At 40.9% G+C, this 19,252-nt stretch carries 12 protein-coding genes; 5 read left to right on the forward strand and 7 right to left on the reverse strand.

All coding sequences use genetic code 11. The features are described from left to right. Nucleotides 1-10: 10 nt before the first annotated feature. Nucleotides 11-1,651 (reverse strand): AMP-binding protein, encoded by a 1,641-nt coding sequence (locus tag BUB08_RS14320; RefSeq protein WP_073002561.1) that lies wholly within the window; start codon nt 1,649-1,651, stop codon nt 11-13. Nucleotides 1,652-1,878: 227 nt separating this feature from the next. Here BUB08_RS14320 and BUB08_RS14325 point away from each other — a divergent pair, with 227 nt between their 5' ends. The 3 genes from BUB08_RS14325 (at nt 1,879) to rnpA (ending at nt 4,133) form a co-directional block, all read left to right on the forward strand. Then, nucleotides 1,879-2,868, forward strand: coding sequence for a DUF4271 domain-containing protein (locus tag BUB08_RS14325; protein WP_073002562.1), 990 nt, complete (start codon nt 1,879-1,881; stop codon nt 2,866-2,868). Nucleotides 2,869-2,902: 34 nt separating this feature from the next. Next, nucleotides 2,903-3,652 carry a uroporphyrinogen-III synthase gene (locus tag BUB08_RS14330; protein WP_073002563.1) on the forward strand — a complete coding sequence of 250 codons (750 nt, stop codon included), beginning with the start codon at nt 2,903-2,905 and terminating at the stop codon, nt 3,650-3,652. 64 nt (nt 3,653-3,716) lie between these two features. Then, complete coding sequence (rnpA, locus tag BUB08_RS14335) at nt 3,717-4,133, forward strand: ribonuclease P protein component (RefSeq protein WP_073002564.1); 417 nt, start codon at nt 3,717-3,719, stop codon at nt 4,131-4,133. Here the strand turns inward: rnpA and BUB08_RS14340 are convergent. The 4 genes from BUB08_RS14340 to BUB08_RS14355 all read right to left on the reverse strand — a co-directional run bounded on the left by BUB08_RS14340 (nt 4,117) and on the right by BUB08_RS14355 (nt 11,474). Next, nucleotides 4,117-5,208, reverse strand: a complete 1,092-nt coding sequence (locus BUB08_RS14340) for a chorismate mutase (RefSeq protein WP_073002565.1) — start codon at nt 5,206-5,208, stop codon at nt 4,117-4,119. The two genes, rnpA and BUB08_RS14340, sit on opposite strands and share 17 nt — an antisense overlap. Then, entirely contained in the window at nt 5,205-6,107 is a 903-nt protein-coding gene (locus tag BUB08_RS14345) for a prephenate dehydrogenase (protein WP_139249724.1), read from the reverse strand. Before BUB08_RS14345 ends, BUB08_RS14340 begins: the two co-directional genes overlap by 4 nt. Nucleotides 6,108-6,292: 185 nt before the next feature. Continuing rightward, nucleotides 6,293-8,764, reverse strand: coding sequence for a T9SS type A sorting domain-containing protein (locus BUB08_RS14350; RefSeq protein ID WP_073002567.1), 2,472 nt, complete (start codon nt 8,762-8,764; stop codon nt 6,293-6,295). Nucleotides 8,765-9,023: 259 nt separating this feature from the next. Next, complete coding sequence (locus BUB08_RS14355; protein WP_073002568.1) at nt 9,024-11,474, reverse strand: T9SS type A sorting domain-containing protein; 2,451 nt, start codon at nt 11,472-11,474, stop codon at nt 9,024-9,026. A gap of 311 nt (nt 11,475-11,785) precedes the next feature. Here BUB08_RS14355 and BUB08_RS14360 point away from each other — a divergent pair, with 311 nt between their 5' ends. Further along, nucleotides 11,786-13,306 carry a response regulator gene (locus BUB08_RS14360; RefSeq protein ID WP_073002569.1) on the forward strand — a complete coding sequence of 507 codons (1,521 nt, stop codon included), beginning with the start codon at nt 11,786-11,788 and terminating at the stop codon, nt 13,304-13,306. A 5-nt stretch (nt 13,307-13,311) separates the two neighbouring features. Continuing rightward, nucleotides 13,312-13,959, forward strand: a complete 648-nt coding sequence (locus BUB08_RS14365) for a response regulator (protein WP_073002570.1) — start codon at nt 13,312-13,314, stop codon at nt 13,957-13,959. Nucleotides 13,960-13,970: 11 nt separating this feature from the next. On the opposite strand, the gene BUB08_RS14370 is transcribed toward BUB08_RS14365, so the two are convergent. Both BUB08_RS14370 and BUB08_RS14375 read right to left on the reverse strand, forming a co-directional pair. Further along, nucleotides 13,971-15,440 (reverse strand): M28 family peptidase, encoded by a 1,470-nt coding sequence (locus tag BUB08_RS14370; RefSeq protein ID WP_073002571.1) that lies wholly within the window; start codon nt 15,438-15,440, stop codon nt 13,971-13,973. 343 nt (nt 15,441-15,783) lie between these two features. Further along, nucleotides 15,784-19,089: a TonB-dependent receptor gene (locus BUB08_RS14375; protein WP_139249725.1), complete on the reverse strand. Its 3,306-nt coding sequence runs from the start codon at nt 19,087-19,089 to the stop codon at nt 15,784-15,786. Between the last annotated feature and the right edge of the window lie 163 nt (nt 19,090-19,252).

Here is a 19,252-nt window from a genome sequence, read left to right on the forward strand (position 1 = left end):
GCCGCGTTTTTTATACGTATTTAAAACGTTTGATGTTCCTTTTAGGTGTTTTTTCAAATTCTTCATTCACCAATTCGAAAGTGCTTATTTGCTCATAACGCGGAAGTTCTGCGTTCAGTTTTTTCCTGTTTTCTTCCATTATTGAAGGAAGATCCTCCTTCGAAACGCTGTCTGCTCCCATGGCTTCGAAGTCGGGGTAAATCATTGCTACCATTTTATTCTGGCGCTCAGCAACAACACATTCACCCACATACGGGAGGTTGCAAATTCTGGCCTCAATCTCTTCAGGGTAAATATTTTGTCCGGAAGGCCCCAAAATCATATTTTTTGAACGCCCCCTGATAAAAATAAAATTGTCCTTATCAATTACCCCCAGGTCACCGGTTCTCAACCACCCATCTTCAGTGAAAGCTTCTTTGGTTGCCTGTTCATTTTTGAAATAGCCGGTCATTACGTTATCGCCGGTCACCTGAATTTCTCCCACCACATTATAAGGATCTTCTGAATCTATCCTCACTTTCATACGGTCTACCAACTGGCCGGCGGACGACCGCGCGGTTTTGTTCCATGCAGCGTAACTAACAAGCGGGCCACATTCTGTCATTCCGTAACCAACAGTAAGCTCAAATTTTATACGGCGGAAAAACTCTTCAACTTCGGAGCTGAGCGGAGCACCACCAATAACAATCTCGAAAAATCTTCCTCCAAATGTTTCGGTAAGTTTTTCCTTAATTTTTTTCAGCAAAATATTCTGAATTACCGGAGTCTTCAACAAAACCTTCATTATAGGTTTTTCGATGGTGGGTAAAATTTTCTTTTTATAAATTTTTTCAATAATTAGCGGAACCGAAAGAATCAGGTGCGGTTTTACTTCGCTAAATACCTTTGTAATAACTGCCGGAGAAGGCATCCGACTCAAGAAGGTAATGTGGCAGCCCAAAGTAACCGGAAACAAAAAGTCGAACAACAACCCGTAAACATGAGCCATTGGCAGAAACGAAACAAGCTGGTGTCCAGGCAGAAGCGGCATATGCTCGCGTGCATAAATAATGTTTGAAAACAAACTCCTTTCCGGAATCTGCACCCCTTTGGTAAACCCAGATGTACCAGAAGTATAAGAGATAATACAGATTTCTTCGCGTTCCCAGTCCTCAAATTTAAAATTCTCTTTTTTTAGTTGATTTTCTTTATAGTACTGAAAGGCATCTGCCAATTTGTACTGAACATTTTCATCTTTGGCTGCATGTAACGAAAAATCTTCCAAAACCAGAACTGCCTGTAGCTTTTCTGCATTTTCGAAATCAATTTTTTCGAGCTGCGGTTTAGCTGCAAACACAAGTTTTGCCTCTGAATGGTTAATAATATGGTTGGTGTTAACTTCGTTAAAATCGGGCAAAATAGGGACAATAACAATTCCGGAAGAAAGAGCAGACAGAAACACAGCTCCCCAGTTAGCGGAATTTCTTCCGAGCACTGCAATTTTATCGCCACGCTGCAACCCAGAAAGTTGGTAAAACAAATGCAACGATTTTATGGTTGTTGCAATATCGCTGAATTTGAAATCGCTCCCCTCATAATCTGAAAATACAAAACTATCCCAGTTTTTTCTGAACGATTCTGTATAAAGATTTGATAATGTTTGACTTGCCATTGTATTAAATTTTAAAATCCGGTCAAATGTAGAAAAAAATAGAAACTAAAACCACCATTTGAGATAGATGTTAATATGCCACCAATCTAAATATCTAAAAAAAAACACAACAAACAAAGCCTGCTCTCAAAACTGAATGCAATTTTTTAAAATTTTTTTGTGTACATCGAAATTCGGCTGCAATCGGAATAGGATCAATAATCAATTGGTATCTTTGCCAGACAAATATGGAACAAGGATTTACATATCAGTATGACACTGTGAGGTCAACTACAACGTTGCCAATCCAACGGCCGTTAGTGCCCAAATCCGGGGAGCTCAACATTAACCGCTCCCAGCCCGTTCCATTAGCCCCAATTCCCGAACGGGAAACTCAGACACAGAAAGTTGAGCCGGCTGCAGTCGTTAAAAAACCTGCCCCGCCAACCCTGTCTCAACAGCGCTATTGGTGGTGGCGACAGGAGAGTAAGTTACTGGTTGGCGATTCACGCTACATGACACCACGTAACGAACTTCAACTCGTCACTATTTCAAAAAATGAGAAAGCCGAATTTCACCTGCCTGCACGTCAGATCAACCGTGCAAGTTACGACTGGCTAACCATTTTACTTTTGATTGCTTTGGTGCTGTTTGCCTCAGTCAAAAAAACCTGGAACAAGTACATTGAAAACTTATTTCATTCGGTTGTTAATTATTCTACATCCATCAGAATGTTTCAGGAAAAAAACACGTCGGTTTTACAAGGAGCCTTTCAACTCGATATTTTGTTTTACCTGGTTTTTTCAGCATTCGCGTTTCAACTGCTTGTTTTCTTTAGCATCGACCTGCCATTCGAAAATTTTCAGCTCTTTTTATTTAGCGCCGGACTTGTTATTGTATATTTTTTCGCAAAAAAATTAATATACAGACTGGTAGGTTTCACTATTGAAAAGACAGGAGAAACCGGCGAGTACTTGTTCAATATGAATAACTTTACCCGAATTGCCGGGGTTATTCTATTTCCGGTGGTTACTATTATTGCATTTTACCCGTTCAACAACATTGAATTGCCGGTTACTATCGGAGTAATTTTGATTGCACTAATTTATTTTTTATTGATTATTAGAGGATTTGTAATTTTATTGAAGAAACAATTTTCAATATTTTATCTCTTTTTATACTTTTGTACCCTTGAATTTGTACCCTTGGTATTACTATACAAAATTTTAGTGTTGTAACCAATGGGTATAATTAAACTAAAATAAGAGCATTTTGAAAGTCAGGAGCATATTGGTATCACAACCAGAACCAACAACGGCAAAATCACCCTACTTTGATCTGGCCGAAAAAAACAATATCAAGATTGATTTCAGGCCATTTATTCAAGTTGAAGGTGTTACTGCAAAAGAATTCCGGCAAACCCGTATTCACATTCTGGAACATACGGCAGTTATTTTTACCAGCCGGACCGCAATCGACCATTTTTTCAGGATTAGTCAGGATCTTCGCCTTACTATTCCTGATAGTATGAAATACTTCTGCATGTCAGAAGCAACGGCTTATTATCTTCAGAAATACATCGTGTACCGAAAACGGAAAATCTTTTTCGGAAATGGAAAATTTGCTGATTTAACCACCCTCATGAAAAAGCACAAAGATGAAAAATTCTTAGTGCCATTGTCTGATATTCACAAACAGGAAATACCTGAACTGCTCGATAAAGGCGGCTTTAAATACACCAAAGCCATTTTATACCGTACAGTAAGCAGCGACTTGTCAGATTTACGGGATGTTAACTACGATATTTTGGTATTTTTCAGTCCATCGGGAATAAAATCGTTGTTCCAAAATTTCCCTGATTTTCAGCAAAACGACACACGAATTGCGTGCTTTGGCCCAACCACAGCACAGGCAGTCCGCGAGGCCGGGTTAAAACTGGATATTGAAGCTCCTACTGCCCAGGCTCCGTCGATGACAATGGCTCTTGAGCAATACATCAAAAAAGAAAACAAAGGCAACTAAATAGAAAAATATATACCTTTGAAAGGCTGTCTGCGCACAAAGCAGACGGCCTTTTTTGTACTTCATGGAAAATTCATCAGAGAACATACCAACTACTCCTCATTTTTCGCTGAAAAAGAAAGAGCGCCTGTGTGGCAAAAAAGAAATGGACAAACTTTTTTCAGAGGGAGAAACATTCTTATTCTACCCGCTCAAAGTTGTCCATACTGAAATTAGCTTTCAGGAACCATTCCTTGCCAAAGTTGGTTTTGCCGTCAGCAAAAAGCTATTTAAAAGGGCAGTGCGGCGTAACTTAATAAAACGCCGCATGCGCGAAGCTTACCGACTAAACAAGCACCTGCTGACACCAGACGAACTGTCGACAAAAAAAGCCATCTTCTTTATTTACGTCAGCAAGGAAGTTCTGAGCTTCAAAACCATTGAAAAGGCCATGAAGAAAAGCTTGTCTTCGTTGGCCGAGAGCATCAATTCGGTTCCATAATTTCGGTCTGCATCCGAACAGAATCTTCGTGAATAAGCTGAAACAGAATTTTCACAAAAGTCTCGTTCAAATCCAGCTTTGTTCCGGTTTTTACCCGGTTTTCCATTAACTGAGCCCACCGGTTTATTTGCAACGCAGTAACGTTGTTTTCCTTTTTATACTTTCCTATTTCTTTTACAATAGTCACCCTGGAAGCAAGCAACTCCAGCAATTCTGAATCAATGGCGTCAATCCGGCTTCTGAGCATATCCAAACGATTTTCGAACTCCGGGTTATTTGCCGACTGATGTCTGATAACAAGTCGGTCGAGCAGTTTGGCCAAATCGGCCGGCGTAACCTGCTGGGCAGCATCACTCAATGCACACGACGGGTCGATATGAGACTCAAGCATGAGCCCTTCCATTCCCATGTCAAATGCTTTTTGTGCGATTTCAAAAAGCAATTCCCTTTTTCCGGCAATGTGGCTTGGGTCGCAAATAATTGGCAAATTCGGCATTAAACGACGCAACTCAATTACTGTTTTCCAATTGGGGTAGTTGCGGTAAACCGTTTCTCTAAATGGGGTGAACCCACGATGAATGGCTACAATATTTTTTATTCCGGCCTGGTAAATACGCTCAATTGCGCCCACCCACAACTGCACATCGGGGTTAACCGGATTTTTAATCATTACCACTGCGTTACTGCCTTTTACAACGTCTGCAATTTCCTGCACTACAAACGGACTGGCAGTTGAACGTGCTCCGATCCAAATTACATCAAGCCCGGCTTTCAAAGCCTCTTCGGTGTGTTGCGCATTAGCAACTTCGGTACCAACAGGCAATCCGGTTTCCTGTTTTACGGTTTGTAACCATTTCAGCCCGATTGAACCAACTCCTTCGAATGAACCCGGACGCGTACGAGGTTTCCACACACCTCCCCGATAAACAAATACACGCGGATCTTTAGCCAGCAATCTGGCTGTATCAAGAGCTTGTTTTTCAGATTCGAGGCTGCACGGTCCGGAAATAAGGAGTGGGTTGTTAATGTGGGGCAACCACTCTTTTATCGGATTAATTTCAAATTTTGTACTCATTGTTCTTTTGTATAAAGTTTTACAATTTTTTCTTCGTTTTTAATAAAATGTTGATTTCCTCCATCGAGAATAGTTCTGATTTTATTGGCATTCAGAATAAGCTTTTCCAGCTCATCAAACTGATTGTTTTTCAGACAGTCGCGAAACTGCTGCAGGTGCTGAATATAAACATCCAGAGAATTAACCACATAGTTTCTGTTTTGTTCAAAAATTGGCTTCCACATTGAGCAGGAGCTTTTAGCTAATCTTACTGTAGAGCGAAAACCTCCGCTGGCGAGATCGAAAATGATGTTGCGATCTTCTTTAAACTGAACGGCATTGGCAAGTGCAAAAGCCGCTGCATGAGGCAAATGCGACACAAAAGCAGTACTGTGATCCTGCTCGTCGGAAGTCATATAAGCAATGTTCATCCCAAGCACCTGAAACATTTTTTCAATTAGCGCAAGATGCTGCGGGCCTGAATCTTCCTGGTCGCAAACAATGGCAATTTTTCCCTTAAACAGCTCATCGATTGCTGCTGTTGGCCCTGAGTTTTCGGTTCCGGACATGGGATGAGAAGGAATAAATTGTTTCCTTTTAGGATGGTCTTTAACCAAATCTGCAATTAATTTTTTGGTTGATCCCATATCAATTACCGTTGTATTGCGATCCACGCCGTCGAGCACAGCCGGAAGCACTTCCAGCTCCTTGTCTACGGGAACTGCAACAATAATTAAATCGGCATCTTTAATTCCTGTTTCAAGCGGAACAACTTTATCAACCAGGCCCAGCTTCAGCGCTTCGCGGGCGTTTTCCTCACTGGCTTCAACACCCGTGAGTTCGGTTGCAAATTTTGTCCGCCTCAAATCTTTTGCAAGCGAACCACCAATTAATCCTAATCCAATAATTGTTATTTTCATTTCAATTTTTTTCAAAAAAAAAGGCCCCGGAAACTCCGGGACCTTAGCAAAATATGTTTACGTATAACAATACCCTACTGGTTGATCCCGTTTTCAGAACCAAAATAAAAATACCAGTAATAAAATGTATTGTTAATTGTCGAATTCATTTTCTTTCAATTTGGAAGCAAAGATAGCCATTAATTTTAATTACGAATCAATTTCTTTGCAAAAACCTGTTTTCCGTTTTCTTTCACCACCAGCAAATACAAACCTCCCGGGCCGTTATCAATTTCAATTTCTTCTGAAATTGTTCCCAATACATTTTTATAGTTCACCTCTTTTATTTTCTGCCCGTAAACATTAAATAATTCAACCTGAATTTTTTCCACCTGCTTTTTTATCCGGACACTCAGATGAAACGAACCTGAAAAAGGATTTGGATATGCAGTAAAATCACCGGGAGAAAGCACTGTCGGCAAAGCCGAAAGCGGCGATTGTATCTGTAAATTATCAATGGCCCATCCCCATCCGTGGGCGTAGGGATCGGAATACAACCTGAACCTGAACAAAACAGTATCCCGGGGAGAAAAATTCCCGTTTTCAAAAATATTTATCTGCTTGTTTACAAAAAGGTTCGGATTACCGGAAGCCAACGAATTACCATCTACAACAAAATCGTTATACTTCACTTCCCAAGATTCACTTTCTCTCGCATCGTAGCCATCGGTTACCGGAAGCCACGTTTCTCCAAAGTCTTTGCTGCCCTCTACAATCACATAGTCCCAAAACTCAAAATCTCCATAAGCTGTATCATCAGAACCCGGCTCAACAAGCACAATCTCGTCGAAACTCATTTGGGCTTCGCTGCTAAGCACAATCGGATATTTCAGGTTGCAAATAAAATTAAACTCTGCATCATCTAATCCCGGGCTGGGGTAGGGGTGAAGACTGTGCAATGCTCCACTTTCAAATCCCTTTTCTGTATATATATCAAAATCGAAAAGAATAAAATCAGTTGTCGGATTGTCAAAACTATTCTGATAATCTGCCACCGGTTCAAACATTTTCTCAACCCGAAAAGAAAAGCTGTTTTCTGACGGGAGTCTTGTTGTATTTTTCGATACAGATACATCCTTTGCCACCACAGAATATTCAATCAGGTCGCCCTCGTTCAGCAAATCCGAAACCAGCGGAAATACCGATGAGTAGTGCATTCCCAAGCCATGTGAAAGCCCAAATGGCGGTTGTGGCTGCCCATTAATCGAATACTCTACATAAACGGTATCAATACCCAAATTATCATCTGCGCGAACACTAATTTCAAGACTTTTCCCGGTGGCAAAAAAGTAAGGAATCGAATCGTGCTCAACTTCCGGCAAAATATCATCCGGGCCAAAATTCACTTCAAAAAACTCTTCCGGAGCGTCAAAAGGATTTGTAAAAACCCTCCCTTTTTGATCTTTGGCAGTTAAGTAATACTGAACTTTTGGGTTTTCTGCATCGGGGGTCCACTGTGCTTCGAAATAACCATTTTCGTTAAATGTCAGAGGAATTGAGTCTACCTGAACATTAAATGTATCCGAAGAAACAACCACAAATAATTCAGCAGTATCCAGTGGCAAATCGCTAACAATCTCAACGTTGAAATCAAGCGGTTTTACTTGCTCCTGATCTTTAATGGGCGTAAACTCCAGCAGAGTGGTTTTCCAGCCCAAGTCTCCAAAAATGCCCATTGCGAGCGGCCCCGGATTATGAATTGCCTCACCTCTGCTGAGTGCTGGCGTCATTAACGAATTAATATTTCCAGCGGGATAACTCACCTCATTCAGATGATAAATACTAGACCCGTCATCCCAGGAAGAGGGAGCATAAAGGCGGGGAAGTTTGGTCGATCCTTCTTCAACAGCAACCGGGCTGTTTGCATACAACAAACCCGACTCCAGGGTATTTTTCAATAAAACAGAAGGATTTGCAAAAACAGCAGCATCGATAAGTTTTGTGCCATCAAATTTTTCTACCAATCTGTCGAAAGACGTTATCTCTCCATCTGACCAGCCATAACCACCAACCTGACCCTCAACATAAAAGAAACCGGTAAAACCCAGACCGTGACACATTTCGTGCAACACAACTGAAACCAAATCGTACTGAAGAGCAGGAGTGTCTCCGTCAGTTCCAAAATACCAGTTAATATCCTGATTGAAATTGGCAAGAATATCCGGACGACCTGAGCCGGTTAGCTCTTTCCTTGAAATTTTCTCGGCGAGTGCTATCGGGTAGTAAACATTCTTTTGTGGCGCTTCTTCAAAATTCCTTTTGTAATCAGACGGACCACAATTTCCCAACACATTTTTTCCGAGAGAACTCCAATTGGCGTCGACATAAACAGGAACAGAAGATTCGAACAACTGTTCCAGAATGCTTATGGCATAGCTAAAAGCCTGTTGCGCTTCCGGAGAAAAATTATTGTACGTCACTATAAAATCAGATTTCTGCTCGGCTGATTTTAGCGCACTCATTACTTCGGCAGGCGGCGGAATAAATCCTTTTTCAACCTTATCGGATGCATAACAAACCTGAGGCACCGGAGTAATTCCCCGCTTCTGCCACAATTTCTGTCCGGTGGCCGAAAATGCAACCGCCAGCATAAAAAACACAACAAGCCCTTTTTGCATGATAAATTCTATTTCAAGCCTCTAAGTAAACTAAACAGCCTGAAAATAAAATAAGTTTACCAATTTAGGTCATACGACCTCAAAAAAATAATATGGTCTAAGGAATGTTGGCTATCGTCCTCTCTTTGAAGTTAAAATCTTGTACATTACAATAGATGAAGTAACTAAACCTGCAAACGACGCTCCGAAAATTACAATTAATAAAGTTCCCATTTTTTCTCAATTTTTATGATTAATAATTCTTATATATTCTCTCTCTCTAGTTTTTTACTATTTTGTTGGTAGCCACAATCTGGTTTCCACTGGTTATGTTTACCATATAGATTCCCGGACTGACTCCCGATAAATCAATCTGTGCCCTCGACGAATAAAAAGGTTCAATACCTGTTTCACGACGAATAATTTTACCGTACAAATCAGACAGAACAATTTCTATCGGGGAATTTTGATCGGCCTCAAACCATTCTACATACAAATGGTTTTTTGCCGGATTAGGATAAACCTGGAAACTGCCTTCGGCAAACAGTTCTTCTGTGGCAGTCGTCATCTCCTGAATTTTTAGATTGTCGATAGCCCATCCAAAACCAACTACTGAATTATCGGAAGCCATTCTGAAACGAATTAATACCGTATCACCAGCTTCCAAACTTGTGCTTTGGGTAAGGTTAATTGTACGATTTACAAACAAACTTTCATGAGGTTGAGCTTCAGATGTGTTATTAGAAAAACCACTTTTGAAGGCAGTATACCAGGTATCATTTATTCCGGAATCGTACTCGTCGGTTAAAGGCAACCAACTGATTCCATTATCTTTACTCGCTTCAATAACTACAAAGTCGCACAATTGTTGTTCCACTTCGCGGCTTCCAGGCTCTACCAAAACAACCTCGTCAAAAGAGAGCTGTCCGTTAGACTGAACAACAACCGGATACTTAAGCTGAGCTACCAGGTTGAATTTCTCTTTTTCAAGAGCAGAAACCGGGTAGGGATTTTTTGTGTGCAAGAGGTTTCCTTCTATCCCGTTGAGCGATGAAATGCCAAAGTCCGAAACAATGAAGTCATTCTCTGCTCCATCAAAGTTGGTGGCATATCCGGAAACAGGTTCGTATATCGAGCCAACTTCTACCTTCTGAAAACCCATTGCAGGAAACATCCTTTTATTTCCCCTCGAAGAATTGTCAATGGCAATTATGCGGTACTCCAGCCTGTCTGTTGTTTCCATTTTATTCTGAAACTGTAATTTGCCTGTGTAGAGTCCACTCTGCTCTGTTTCGAGAGAAAAAGGCTCCTGCAAAACGCCATTAATTTTATATTCAACAGTTACCGATTTGATTCCCACATTATCTTTGGCTTCAGCACTCAATTCTACTTCAGAAACCGTTCCGGCAACAGCTTTTACCGGATTGTGAAACAGGTCAGGCACATAATAATCAGGGCCAATTCGCAACGTAAATTTCCGGGACGGAGCATCAGCCGGATTTCTAAATACGCGCCCTTCGTTTGTTTTTACTTCGATGTAATAGTCAACTTTGCCGGTTGCGTAGTTAAGCTGCAATTTCCCTTCGAAATCAGACGCGCTTCCGGCTTGCGTTAAAACTGCCGCATTGGCTGTCGAAAAATTATCAGAAGAGTAAACTACTCTCACCGTTGAAAAATCTTCGTCAGAATCAGAAACCAAGCCCATTTCTACAGGAATTTCAGCAACCGCTTGTTCGATATCTTTTAACGGTTCAAATTCAAACTTAACAGAGCTCCATCCCAACTCAGCCAGAATTTGAATAGTAACTTCGCCCGGATTATGAATCGCCTCTCCTTTTCTTGCGGAAGGCGTCATCAGACTGTTTTCTTCGCCATACTGATAACCTTTGAGGTGATATATACTGGAGCCTTCATTCCAAACTTCCGGAGCAAATATCCAGTCAATTGTGTTGTACTGTTCAGCAGAGCCGGTCTGGCAAAATTTCAGATTGTCTGAGGTAAGCTGCTTGTGCAAATCGTACGACGGGCTTTCAAACAATGATTTGTCTGCAATTTTCTGGTTCTGATAATTAAAAATATAGTGGTCGTAAATGCTGGGCAAATTGCTTTCGCTATAGAAAAACCCTTTACCGCCTGAATCTTTCAAAAATCCGGAAAATCCAAGTCCATGTGTAACTTCATGAAGAACTGAGCTCACAAAATCGTACTTGTTAGATGGCGTATTTCCATCAGTTCCAAAATACCAATTTATCTTATTATTAAACTGACAAATAATATCCGCTTCACTGCCATTTAGATCTTTACCCGTAAGTTTTTCAGCCAAAGCAACCGGATAAAAAGTATCGCGCAACGGCGCACCGCTAAAATTCCGGTAAAAAACAGAAGGCCTGCCTTCTGCCAATACATTTACGCCCATATCTTCCCAGTATGCATCCAACTGAATGGAAACCGAAGAAACAAGCAGTGATTCCCAAATGGAAATGGCATATTGAAAAGCTTGTTTTGCTTCTTCCGGAAAATTATGATAGGTAACCTTAATGGATGATTGCGATACTTTTGATGATTTCAGTTGCCTGAACTCTTGCGGAGGGGCAACATATATTTTGTTAACTTCTTCCAGTGCAATATTAATAAGGCTTTCGCTTTGGGCTGTAGTTCCTTTAAAGCTTCCCTGTGCCCAAGTATTGCCTGTCACAAAAACCAAAAAAGCTATTTGAATTAACCACCGCATTGTACTGATATTTAGTTTTACAAATCATGAGCTAAAGTACAGCATGACAGGGCTACAGGCTAAAATCTATTGCTGAAATGGGACGGGGCGATTTGCTGAAAATGCGTAGGAATTTTACTGACTGCAAGTCAGCTTAAGTTACTGATTGCGAGTTAATGCTTATCCAGCCGCAACTTTTATTCTACTTTTTATACTTTTATATTCAATCTATCACAAAAAAAGTGATACTTTTGTGTAAGTTGAAGTTATTAGTAATCAACAGGTTTTATTAGTGTATTTCCAAAACATTAAATCAGTTCGGAGGATGCCCAATGAAAAAAATCCTTGCAATAGACGACAATGAGATAAATTTGGTACTGTTAAACCAAATCATAAAACTGTATTACTCTGATTATGTTTTTTTGCAGGCAACCTCGGGGAAAGAAGGTATTGATATAGCAGTTAAAGAAAAGCCCGAAATCGTTTTGCTTGACATTTTAATGCCAGAGATGGACGGATATGAGGTTTGTGCACGGTTAAAAAACAACACCGTTACCCAACATATTCCCATATTAATGATTTCGGCCCTGGGGCAAAATCCCATTGAGCGTACGAAGGGATTAAATGCCGGTGCCGATGCCTTCATTTCAAAGCCTTTCAGCCAGGATGAACTTCGCGCACAAATAGACGTGGTTCTGCGTATAAAAAAAGCAGAAGACCTGCTTCGTAAGCGAAACGAAAGCCTCGAAGTGCTGATTAAAGACCAGACTACAAAATACCTGCAGAGCGAGGAGCGATATTTGCAAATTTCAGAACATGCGCTGGAGTTTTACTGGGAGGTCGATTCCAAAGGTATATTCTCATACGTAAGCCCGGTTATCGAAAAAATACTTGGCCAGAAGCCCGATGATATTATTGAAAAGATAGATTATAAAACACTTTTTCAGCTCAAATCCGACAAAGAAAAAGTTTCTGCCATTGAAGAAAGCTTTCACAACCAATCCGGATTCAACGATTATGAAATTGAACTCGAAGCAAACGGGAAAGACAAACTGTGGCTATCTGTAAGTGGTTTTTCAATTTTCAATAAAAAGGACGAATTCTACGGAGTTCGCGGAGTTTGTTACGACATAACAACACGCAAGCAAGCCGAAATTGCATTAAAAAAGAGCTTAAAAAAAATAAAGAATTACCAAAAAAAGCTGAAGAAGCTGAACACCGAACTCACTCTTGTTGAAGAAAAAGAGCGCCGAAGAATTGCAGAAAACCTGCACGACAGCCTCGGGCAAACTCTTTCTCTCGCATTCATAAAACTCTCTTCCATTGCAAACGAGGAACTTCCTCCCCAGGCAGAAAAAGTTTTCAATGAAATATCAGGACTTCTAAATAAAGCCATTTCCGAATCACGCACGTTAACTTACGACCTCAGCCCGCCTATTCTATACGAACTGGGACTAGTCCCGGCTTTTAAATGGAAACTGGAAGAAGTTGAGGACAAGCAAGGACTAAAAACTGTATTAATCGGCGAAGATCAAAAAATTGAGATAAAAAAGGAATACAACATTTTCCTGTACCGGATTGTTACCGAGTTACTCAACAACGTAATCAAGCACTCTCAGGCAGATTTGGTTGAGCTGGAAATAAAAAAAGAGAAAAAATATTATTATATTACAGTTCGAGACAATGGTGTTGGTTTTAAAAAACAGCTGAACAAGAAAGCAAGCCTCGAAGGAGGTTTCGGCCTTTTAAGCATTACTGAACGGCTCGACAGCATAAAAGGACATTTGGAAATAGATTCAGCCATTGGAAAAGGAACCAGCGCAACAGTAATTATACCAACGAGCGAAGGTTAAAAAATATGGCAACAACAGTACTAATTGCAGACGACCACCAACTTTTCAGAGAAGGGTTGGTAAACTTAATTTCTTCGGCTCCGGATATTGAAGTAATAGCCGAGGCCAAAGATGGCAAAGAAGCAACAGAAAGAGCAAAAAAAATTAACCCCGAAGTAGTTCTAATCGATATCGGAATGCCTGTAATGAACGGTATTGAGGCAACCCGAATCATCAAAAAAGATAATCCAAAAATAAAGGTCATTGCGGTTTCCATGCACTCTGACCGGCAATTTGTGAAAGGTGCACTCGAGGCAGGAGCTGACGGATACCTGCTAAAAAACTGCACATACAGACAACTTATCGATGCCATCCAATCCGTAATATCAGGAAAAAAATACCTGAGTGACGATATCACAGAAATGGTTATTCAGGGATACCTCGACCCGGAAGACGATACTCCCGAAGGACAGGTAGATCTCTCGGAAAGAGAACTGGAAGTACTTAAGCTTTATGCCGAAGGAAAATCAACCCGGGAAATTTCCGAAAAACTTTTCATCAGTGTAAAAACAGTTGGAACACATAAACAACACATTTTCGAAAAACTCGGATTAAGCAGCAATGCCGACATGGTTAAATACGCCATAAAAGAAGGCCTGATACAACTGCATTAAAAATACCGGCACTACAAGTTTTCATCATTGGCAACACCTAGTACGCCGAGATAAATCAACTTGGCGGCATCTTCCATAATTTCAGGAGTGAGTACATCTGTTTTATCCAACGGATGGTGATAATACACCGGATGTACAGAATTACTAGTCCACAACGAAAAAGTTGCTATTCCCGCATTTTCAAATATTGATGCATCGGAGCGGGGACGCCCATAATTTTTTCGCTGTTCTGAAGCTTTCATTTCCCGGTGCAGGTAATTTTTATTCACCTGTTCGAAATGACGAAACAACCCAGGAAAAGTCTTCCCGTTGGAAACAAAAAAACCTGTTCCATTCCCAACCATATCAAGGTTAATCATCATTAATGTTTTATCAACCGGGAAAAGTAGATTGCTTACATAATACTTGCTCCCATACAACCCGCACTCTTCGCCACCAAACAGAATAAACAGGACAGAACGCTTTGGTTTTACGTCGGATTGAGCCAGCGCCTTTGCTGCGCCCAAAATATCTGCTACTCCCGAGCCGTTATCCAGTGCGCCAGGAAACGTTTCACCCAAATATCCTTGTCCGTCCAGGTGACCGCCAACAATTATCACTTCGTCTTTCAAAACAGGATCACTCCCCTCAATTACCCCAACCACATTGCAGGATTCTGCCATGGGAAAATGTTTTGTCTCTGCGGAAATTGTTACTTGCTGACCCGTATTTAAAGCAAATGAAAACGGCTCCATCGTCCCTAGCTTCTTCTTTACTTCATCGTAATTTTTCCCTGAATCGGAGAATAGTTGCTGAACAACTTTTTTGTCGATATGCGCATAAATAAAATTCTCAAGATGAATTGTATTTGGATTGGCTGTTTTTCCTGCATACAAAAGGCCTGCAGCGCCATGAGCCAATGCATTTTCAAGTTTATAGCGATGATAGGCATACGGCGTCCATTTTACCTGAACAGTATCGTTTTTTGTGTACGGAACACCAGATTCCAGAATTACTATTTTCCCTTTGACATCAACATTCTCATAACTATCGTACCCCAACTCCAAAGCAGTAATTCCAAAGCCTACGTAAACCAACTCACCAGTTACCGTTCCCGATGCCGAATTTGAACCCGGGAAATAGTCATCAGGAAATGAATACTGCGTCTCCTTCGAATCAAAAGAGTAGGACAGACTTCCGGTAGAATATACTTCTGTAAAAGCGTTAGGAAAACGCTGGAAATAACTTCCTTTGTTAGCCGGAAGAATTCCCCATTCTGAAAATTTATCGGCACACCACTTTGCCGCCTCAAGATACTCGGGAGAACCCGACAAACGTCCTTTGTACTTTTCTGAACTCAACTCTTCGACAAACCCAAGTATTTCGTGACTGGAAATCGAGTGAAACCCATTGAGCAGGGCTTTATCTTGTTCAGGTTGTGCAGAAGCGGTGTACAACAGCATCAAAAAAGACAGGAACAGTATTTCTGTTTTGTATTTCATCTCATTAAAATTGTACGTTTTCAAATGCATTTATCTCATTCTATCGTTTATCTCAAGGGTATTCGATAGAATTCGCAAGCTCATTTCGATGAAACTTCCATGATTCCAATTGTGCTTGTTTGTGAAGCATAGTTGCATAGTCCCTTCATCTGTATATTGCTTTTCAAAAATAAAAAAGATAACCGGCTACCCCAATATTTATATAAAAGAATACTGGCATAAATCCGGCATCAAAGCAAATAAATCCCTGTTTTTATGCAAAGCGACTACAGGACAAGATAAAAAAAAGGCTGCCCTTTTTAACCGGACAGCCTTTCTTTTTAAAACTACGATTTCAAAGAAATCAGAAGAAATAACGAATACCTACCTGCAGTTGCCAGCACTGGTTGTAGTTGTAGTAGGTAGAATATGTTTCTGACAAATAGCTGCCATCATCTTTTTTAACCATTGAGAAGCTGGGCACATTATTGGCGTCAACATCTTCGAACTTCAAAATCTGTCCGTTGTTAGCCGAATACATGTCTTTTTCGACACCCCATTTGCTGTTCAACAGGTTTCCGAAGTTCAGGAAGTCGAGGCTAAACTGCAAAGTATTGGTTGTACCACCAACTTTAAAATAGTATTCACGAGAAAGGCGCAGGTCGAATTGATGAACCCAGGGAGCCCGTGCAGCATATGCTTCAGCATATTCGCCTTTGTGGTTTTTCAGGTATTTATCCTGTTCTACAAACTTAAAGAAAGCGTCTTCGTCTTCAGCGCTAACAAACTTAACTTCACCTTTTTCTTTCGGAATGTAAATCAGGTCTGTTGCATATCCGTCGTCATTCATGTCGTTCGCGTAAGTAAAACTGTAACCGCCGGCAGAATATCCGGAATAGAACAAATTAACAATTGTAGAAGATTTCATTTTGTTTGCCCAAGGAATTCTGTACGAAACAGAAGCAATTGCTTTGCTCGGCACAACATATTGCGAACGCTGAACTGCCGGCAAGTGCGGTCCGTTAACCTGAATAAGACCGTTGTATGCAGATGCTGCATTACTTCCGGGCATGCCAGAAATTTCTTTAGACTCGGTGATGGTGTAAGCAGCCATCAGGTTCAAATCTTCAACAGGCTCGGCAGTAACTGTAATGTTACCAATTGCACCCCAGCCCTCGCTGTTGTTTGTCAACACGTAAGCATTTTTCGAGTTGTAGCTAATACCGGAAGGATAAATATACCTGTCATCCGGGCCATTAAAACGCTGCCATGTATTATCAGGTTCTTTCAGGTCGTAATTTTTCAGCATTACTCCGTTGATGTTTTTGGTGTAAATACCTTCAACGGTAACTGTCATCGGGAATGAAACTGGCACTTCGTAGTCTAAAGCCAACGAGCTCTTCCACACCTGAGGCATTTTAAAATCAGGGTCAATTGCATTAATATCACGTGGCAAAACACCTTGTTCCGGAGAAATGGTGTTAGGCAGATTAAGCCTTTCAATCATTTCATTAACGTCAGTTATCATCGGACCGGCCAAGCCTGCTAAAACAGCTGCATCGGCTCCCTGGGGATTGACAACTACGTTGCCCTGTGAATCGTATTTAGTAACTGCAGCGTAACTACCCTGCACCATTCCTGAGTTAGTAGGCATATTAGTGAAGAATACCAACGGAAGCCTTCCGGCAAAAATACCTGTACCTCCACGGAGTTTCAGCGTCTGGTCACCCTTTGCATCCCATGTAAAACCAACTCTGGGTGAAAGCTGAACTTTTGCAGTTGGCCATTCGCCGGTATCAATTTTTTTACCGCCAAAGTCCAGTTCGTAAATAGCATTGTTCCGGATGATATTATCTTGATATTTCAGGTAATCGGCCCGAATACCATATGATAATTTAAACGCAGGAGTGATGTTCCATTCATCCTGGGCATAAACTCCAATCTGGTTAAAAGCAACTTCAGCTGCCGGGTTCTTTTCCCCGTCGTAACCATAAGTAAGAGCAAAGTCTCTTGGCGCTGCCTGGTTCAGAAAATCATCGATACTTGCATAACGATAGTATCCTGTTCCGTTTCGCATATAAGAGTTGTTGGCCATTTGGTATTCGAAACTTGCACCTGCAGTAATCTTGTGGCTACTCAGGTAGAAAGTCATGTTGTCAATTACAGTAAACGTATTATTGTTTACCCCGTTATTCCAGGTAAACAGTTCGTAACCAGCCGAAATGTAAGGTTCAAGAATCTGACTTGCATCTTCTCTTACTCCCGCCATAATATCAATAAACGGAAACGGAGAAGATTCAGAACCGCGCATATCTTTTATTTTAGAATATGTGGTCAAAAACTGGTTTGAAACCTTGTCGGAAATACGGCTGTTTAAATCCAAAGAGAATGAATTTACAATATTGTCCATGGAATAAATGGAGTTAGAGAAAGCCATGGAATATTGCGAAATACGATTCATCGCTCTGTTACGGAAACCTGCATCGGTTGAATTACCATTTGTGCCGTTCCATGCCTGGTTTTTGGTGTAGTTGTAACGCAGGCTTAACTTGTTTGCGTCGTTAATATTCCAGTCGATGCGGGCCAAAAGTTTGCGGTTGCTTTCGTCAGCCGGATAGCTGTCGTATGATCCGGGATCATATCCGTAATTATCGATTAAGTGTTTTCTTACTCTTTCCATATCGGAAACACTTGCACGCGAAAGCATTTTCTTTTCATCCATAACGCCATCTTCAGACGGTCTCCAGGTTACAACCTGCCCGGGGCGCACTTCGTATTCGCCGTTAACAAAAAAGAACAATTTGTTTTTAATGATAGGGCCACCCAGGGTAGCACCGTATGTTGTCCTTGATTCTTTATCGCGTTCGCCAAAATCCTGATCACCAATACTGTTACCCCTCATGTTCTGATTGGTAAAATAAGTGTAGGCCGAACCTTTAAATTTGTTGGTTCCCGATTTGGTAATTGCATTAATACCTCCACCAATAAAGTTAGTCTGGCGCACATCAAACGGAGCAACTACTACCTGAACTTCTTCAATGGCATCCAACGAAATTGGGTTTCCTCCACCGGGCAGCCTTGAGCTCAATCCGAAGTTGTTGTTAAAGTTTGCACCATCCACGGTAAAGTTTGTGGAACGGCCATCGCCTCCGGCAAAACTCATCCCGTTGGCGTAGGGCGAAATCCGTGCAATGTCAGAAATACTTCTGTTGATGGTTGGCATAGCAGTCATCTGCTCATTTGAAATGTTGGTTGTTGCACCGGTTTTATCGGTTTGAAAAGCAGAAGCTTTTCGTCCTACCACCAAAATTTCACCAACATCAACCGTACTTTCCGCCAAAGTAGCATCCAGCACAAATGTTTCACCTAAATACAACCTAACATCTGTGTAGGTCTTTTTCGCATATCCTATAAACGAAATTTCAACTTTGTACGGACCACCCGGTCGCATACCCTGAAGGTTGAATTTACCTTCAGTATTGGTAATTGTACCATACTGAGTCCCAGATGGTTCATGCACCGCAACCACTGTGGCTCCGGGCAACATCTCTCCTTGGTCGCTGGAAACAAAACCGTTCATTCCTGAGGTGGTTACCTGAGAGTAAACAGCATTCCCTAAAAACAACAAAAAAGTGAGTGTTAAAGTGAATCGAAATAACTTCATTTTCATTTTGAATAGTTTTTAAAAATTGGTACAAAATTAGTTTTATATCTATTTGTATGTTTAGATTATTATTAATCAATGTTGAATTTTAGATTAAATTATGAATAGATTTTTGCTAATTCCAAAAATTAATTTTTGCTTTTGTGTCGACATCACAATAACCACAGTA

The sequence above is a fragment of the Mariniphaga anaerophila genome, from assembly GCF_900129025.1.
GTDB classification, from domain to species: Bacteria; Bacteroidota; Bacteroidia; order Bacteroidales; family Prolixibacteraceae; genus Mariniphaga; species Mariniphaga anaerophila.

Coding starts and splice junctions, on each gene's coding strand:
- BUB08_RS14360 (WP_073002569.1), top strand. CDS start 11,786: ATGAAAAAAATCCTTGCAATAGACGACAATGAGATAAATTTGGTACTG.
- BUB08_RS14350 (WP_073002567.1), bottom strand. CDS start 8,764: ATGCAAAAAGGGCTTGTTGTGTTTTTTATGCTGGCGGTTGCATTTTCG.
- BUB08_RS14320 (WP_073002561.1), bottom strand. CDS start 1,651: ATGGCAAGTCAAACATTATCAAATCTTTATACAGAATCGTTCAGAAAA.
- rnpA (WP_073002564.1), top strand. CDS start 3,717: ATGGAAAATTCATCAGAGAACATACCAACTACTCCTCATTTTTCGCTG.
- BUB08_RS14325 (WP_073002562.1), top strand. CDS start 1,879: ATGGAACAAGGATTTACATATCAGTATGACACTGTGAGGTCAACTACA.
- BUB08_RS14370 (WP_073002571.1), bottom strand. CDS start 15,440: ATGAAATACAAAACAGAAATACTGTTCCTGTCTTTTTTGATGCTGTTG.
- BUB08_RS14345 (WP_139249724.1), bottom strand. CDS start 6,107: ATGAAAATAACAATTATTGGATTAGGATTAATTGGTGGTTCGCTTGCA.
- BUB08_RS14365 (WP_073002570.1), top strand. CDS start 13,312: ATGGCAACAACAGTACTAATTGCAGACGACCACCAACTTTTCAGAGAA.
- BUB08_RS14355 (WP_073002568.1), bottom strand. CDS start 11,474: ATGCGGTGGTTAATTCAAATAGCTTTTTTGGTTTTTGTGACAGGCAAT.
- BUB08_RS14375 (WP_139249725.1), bottom strand. CDS start 19,089: ATGAAAATGAAGTTATTTCGATTCACTTTAACACTCACTTTTTTGTTG.
- BUB08_RS14340 (WP_073002565.1), bottom strand. CDS start 5,208: ATGAGTACAAAATTTGAAATTAATCCGATAAAAGAGTGGTTGCCCCAC.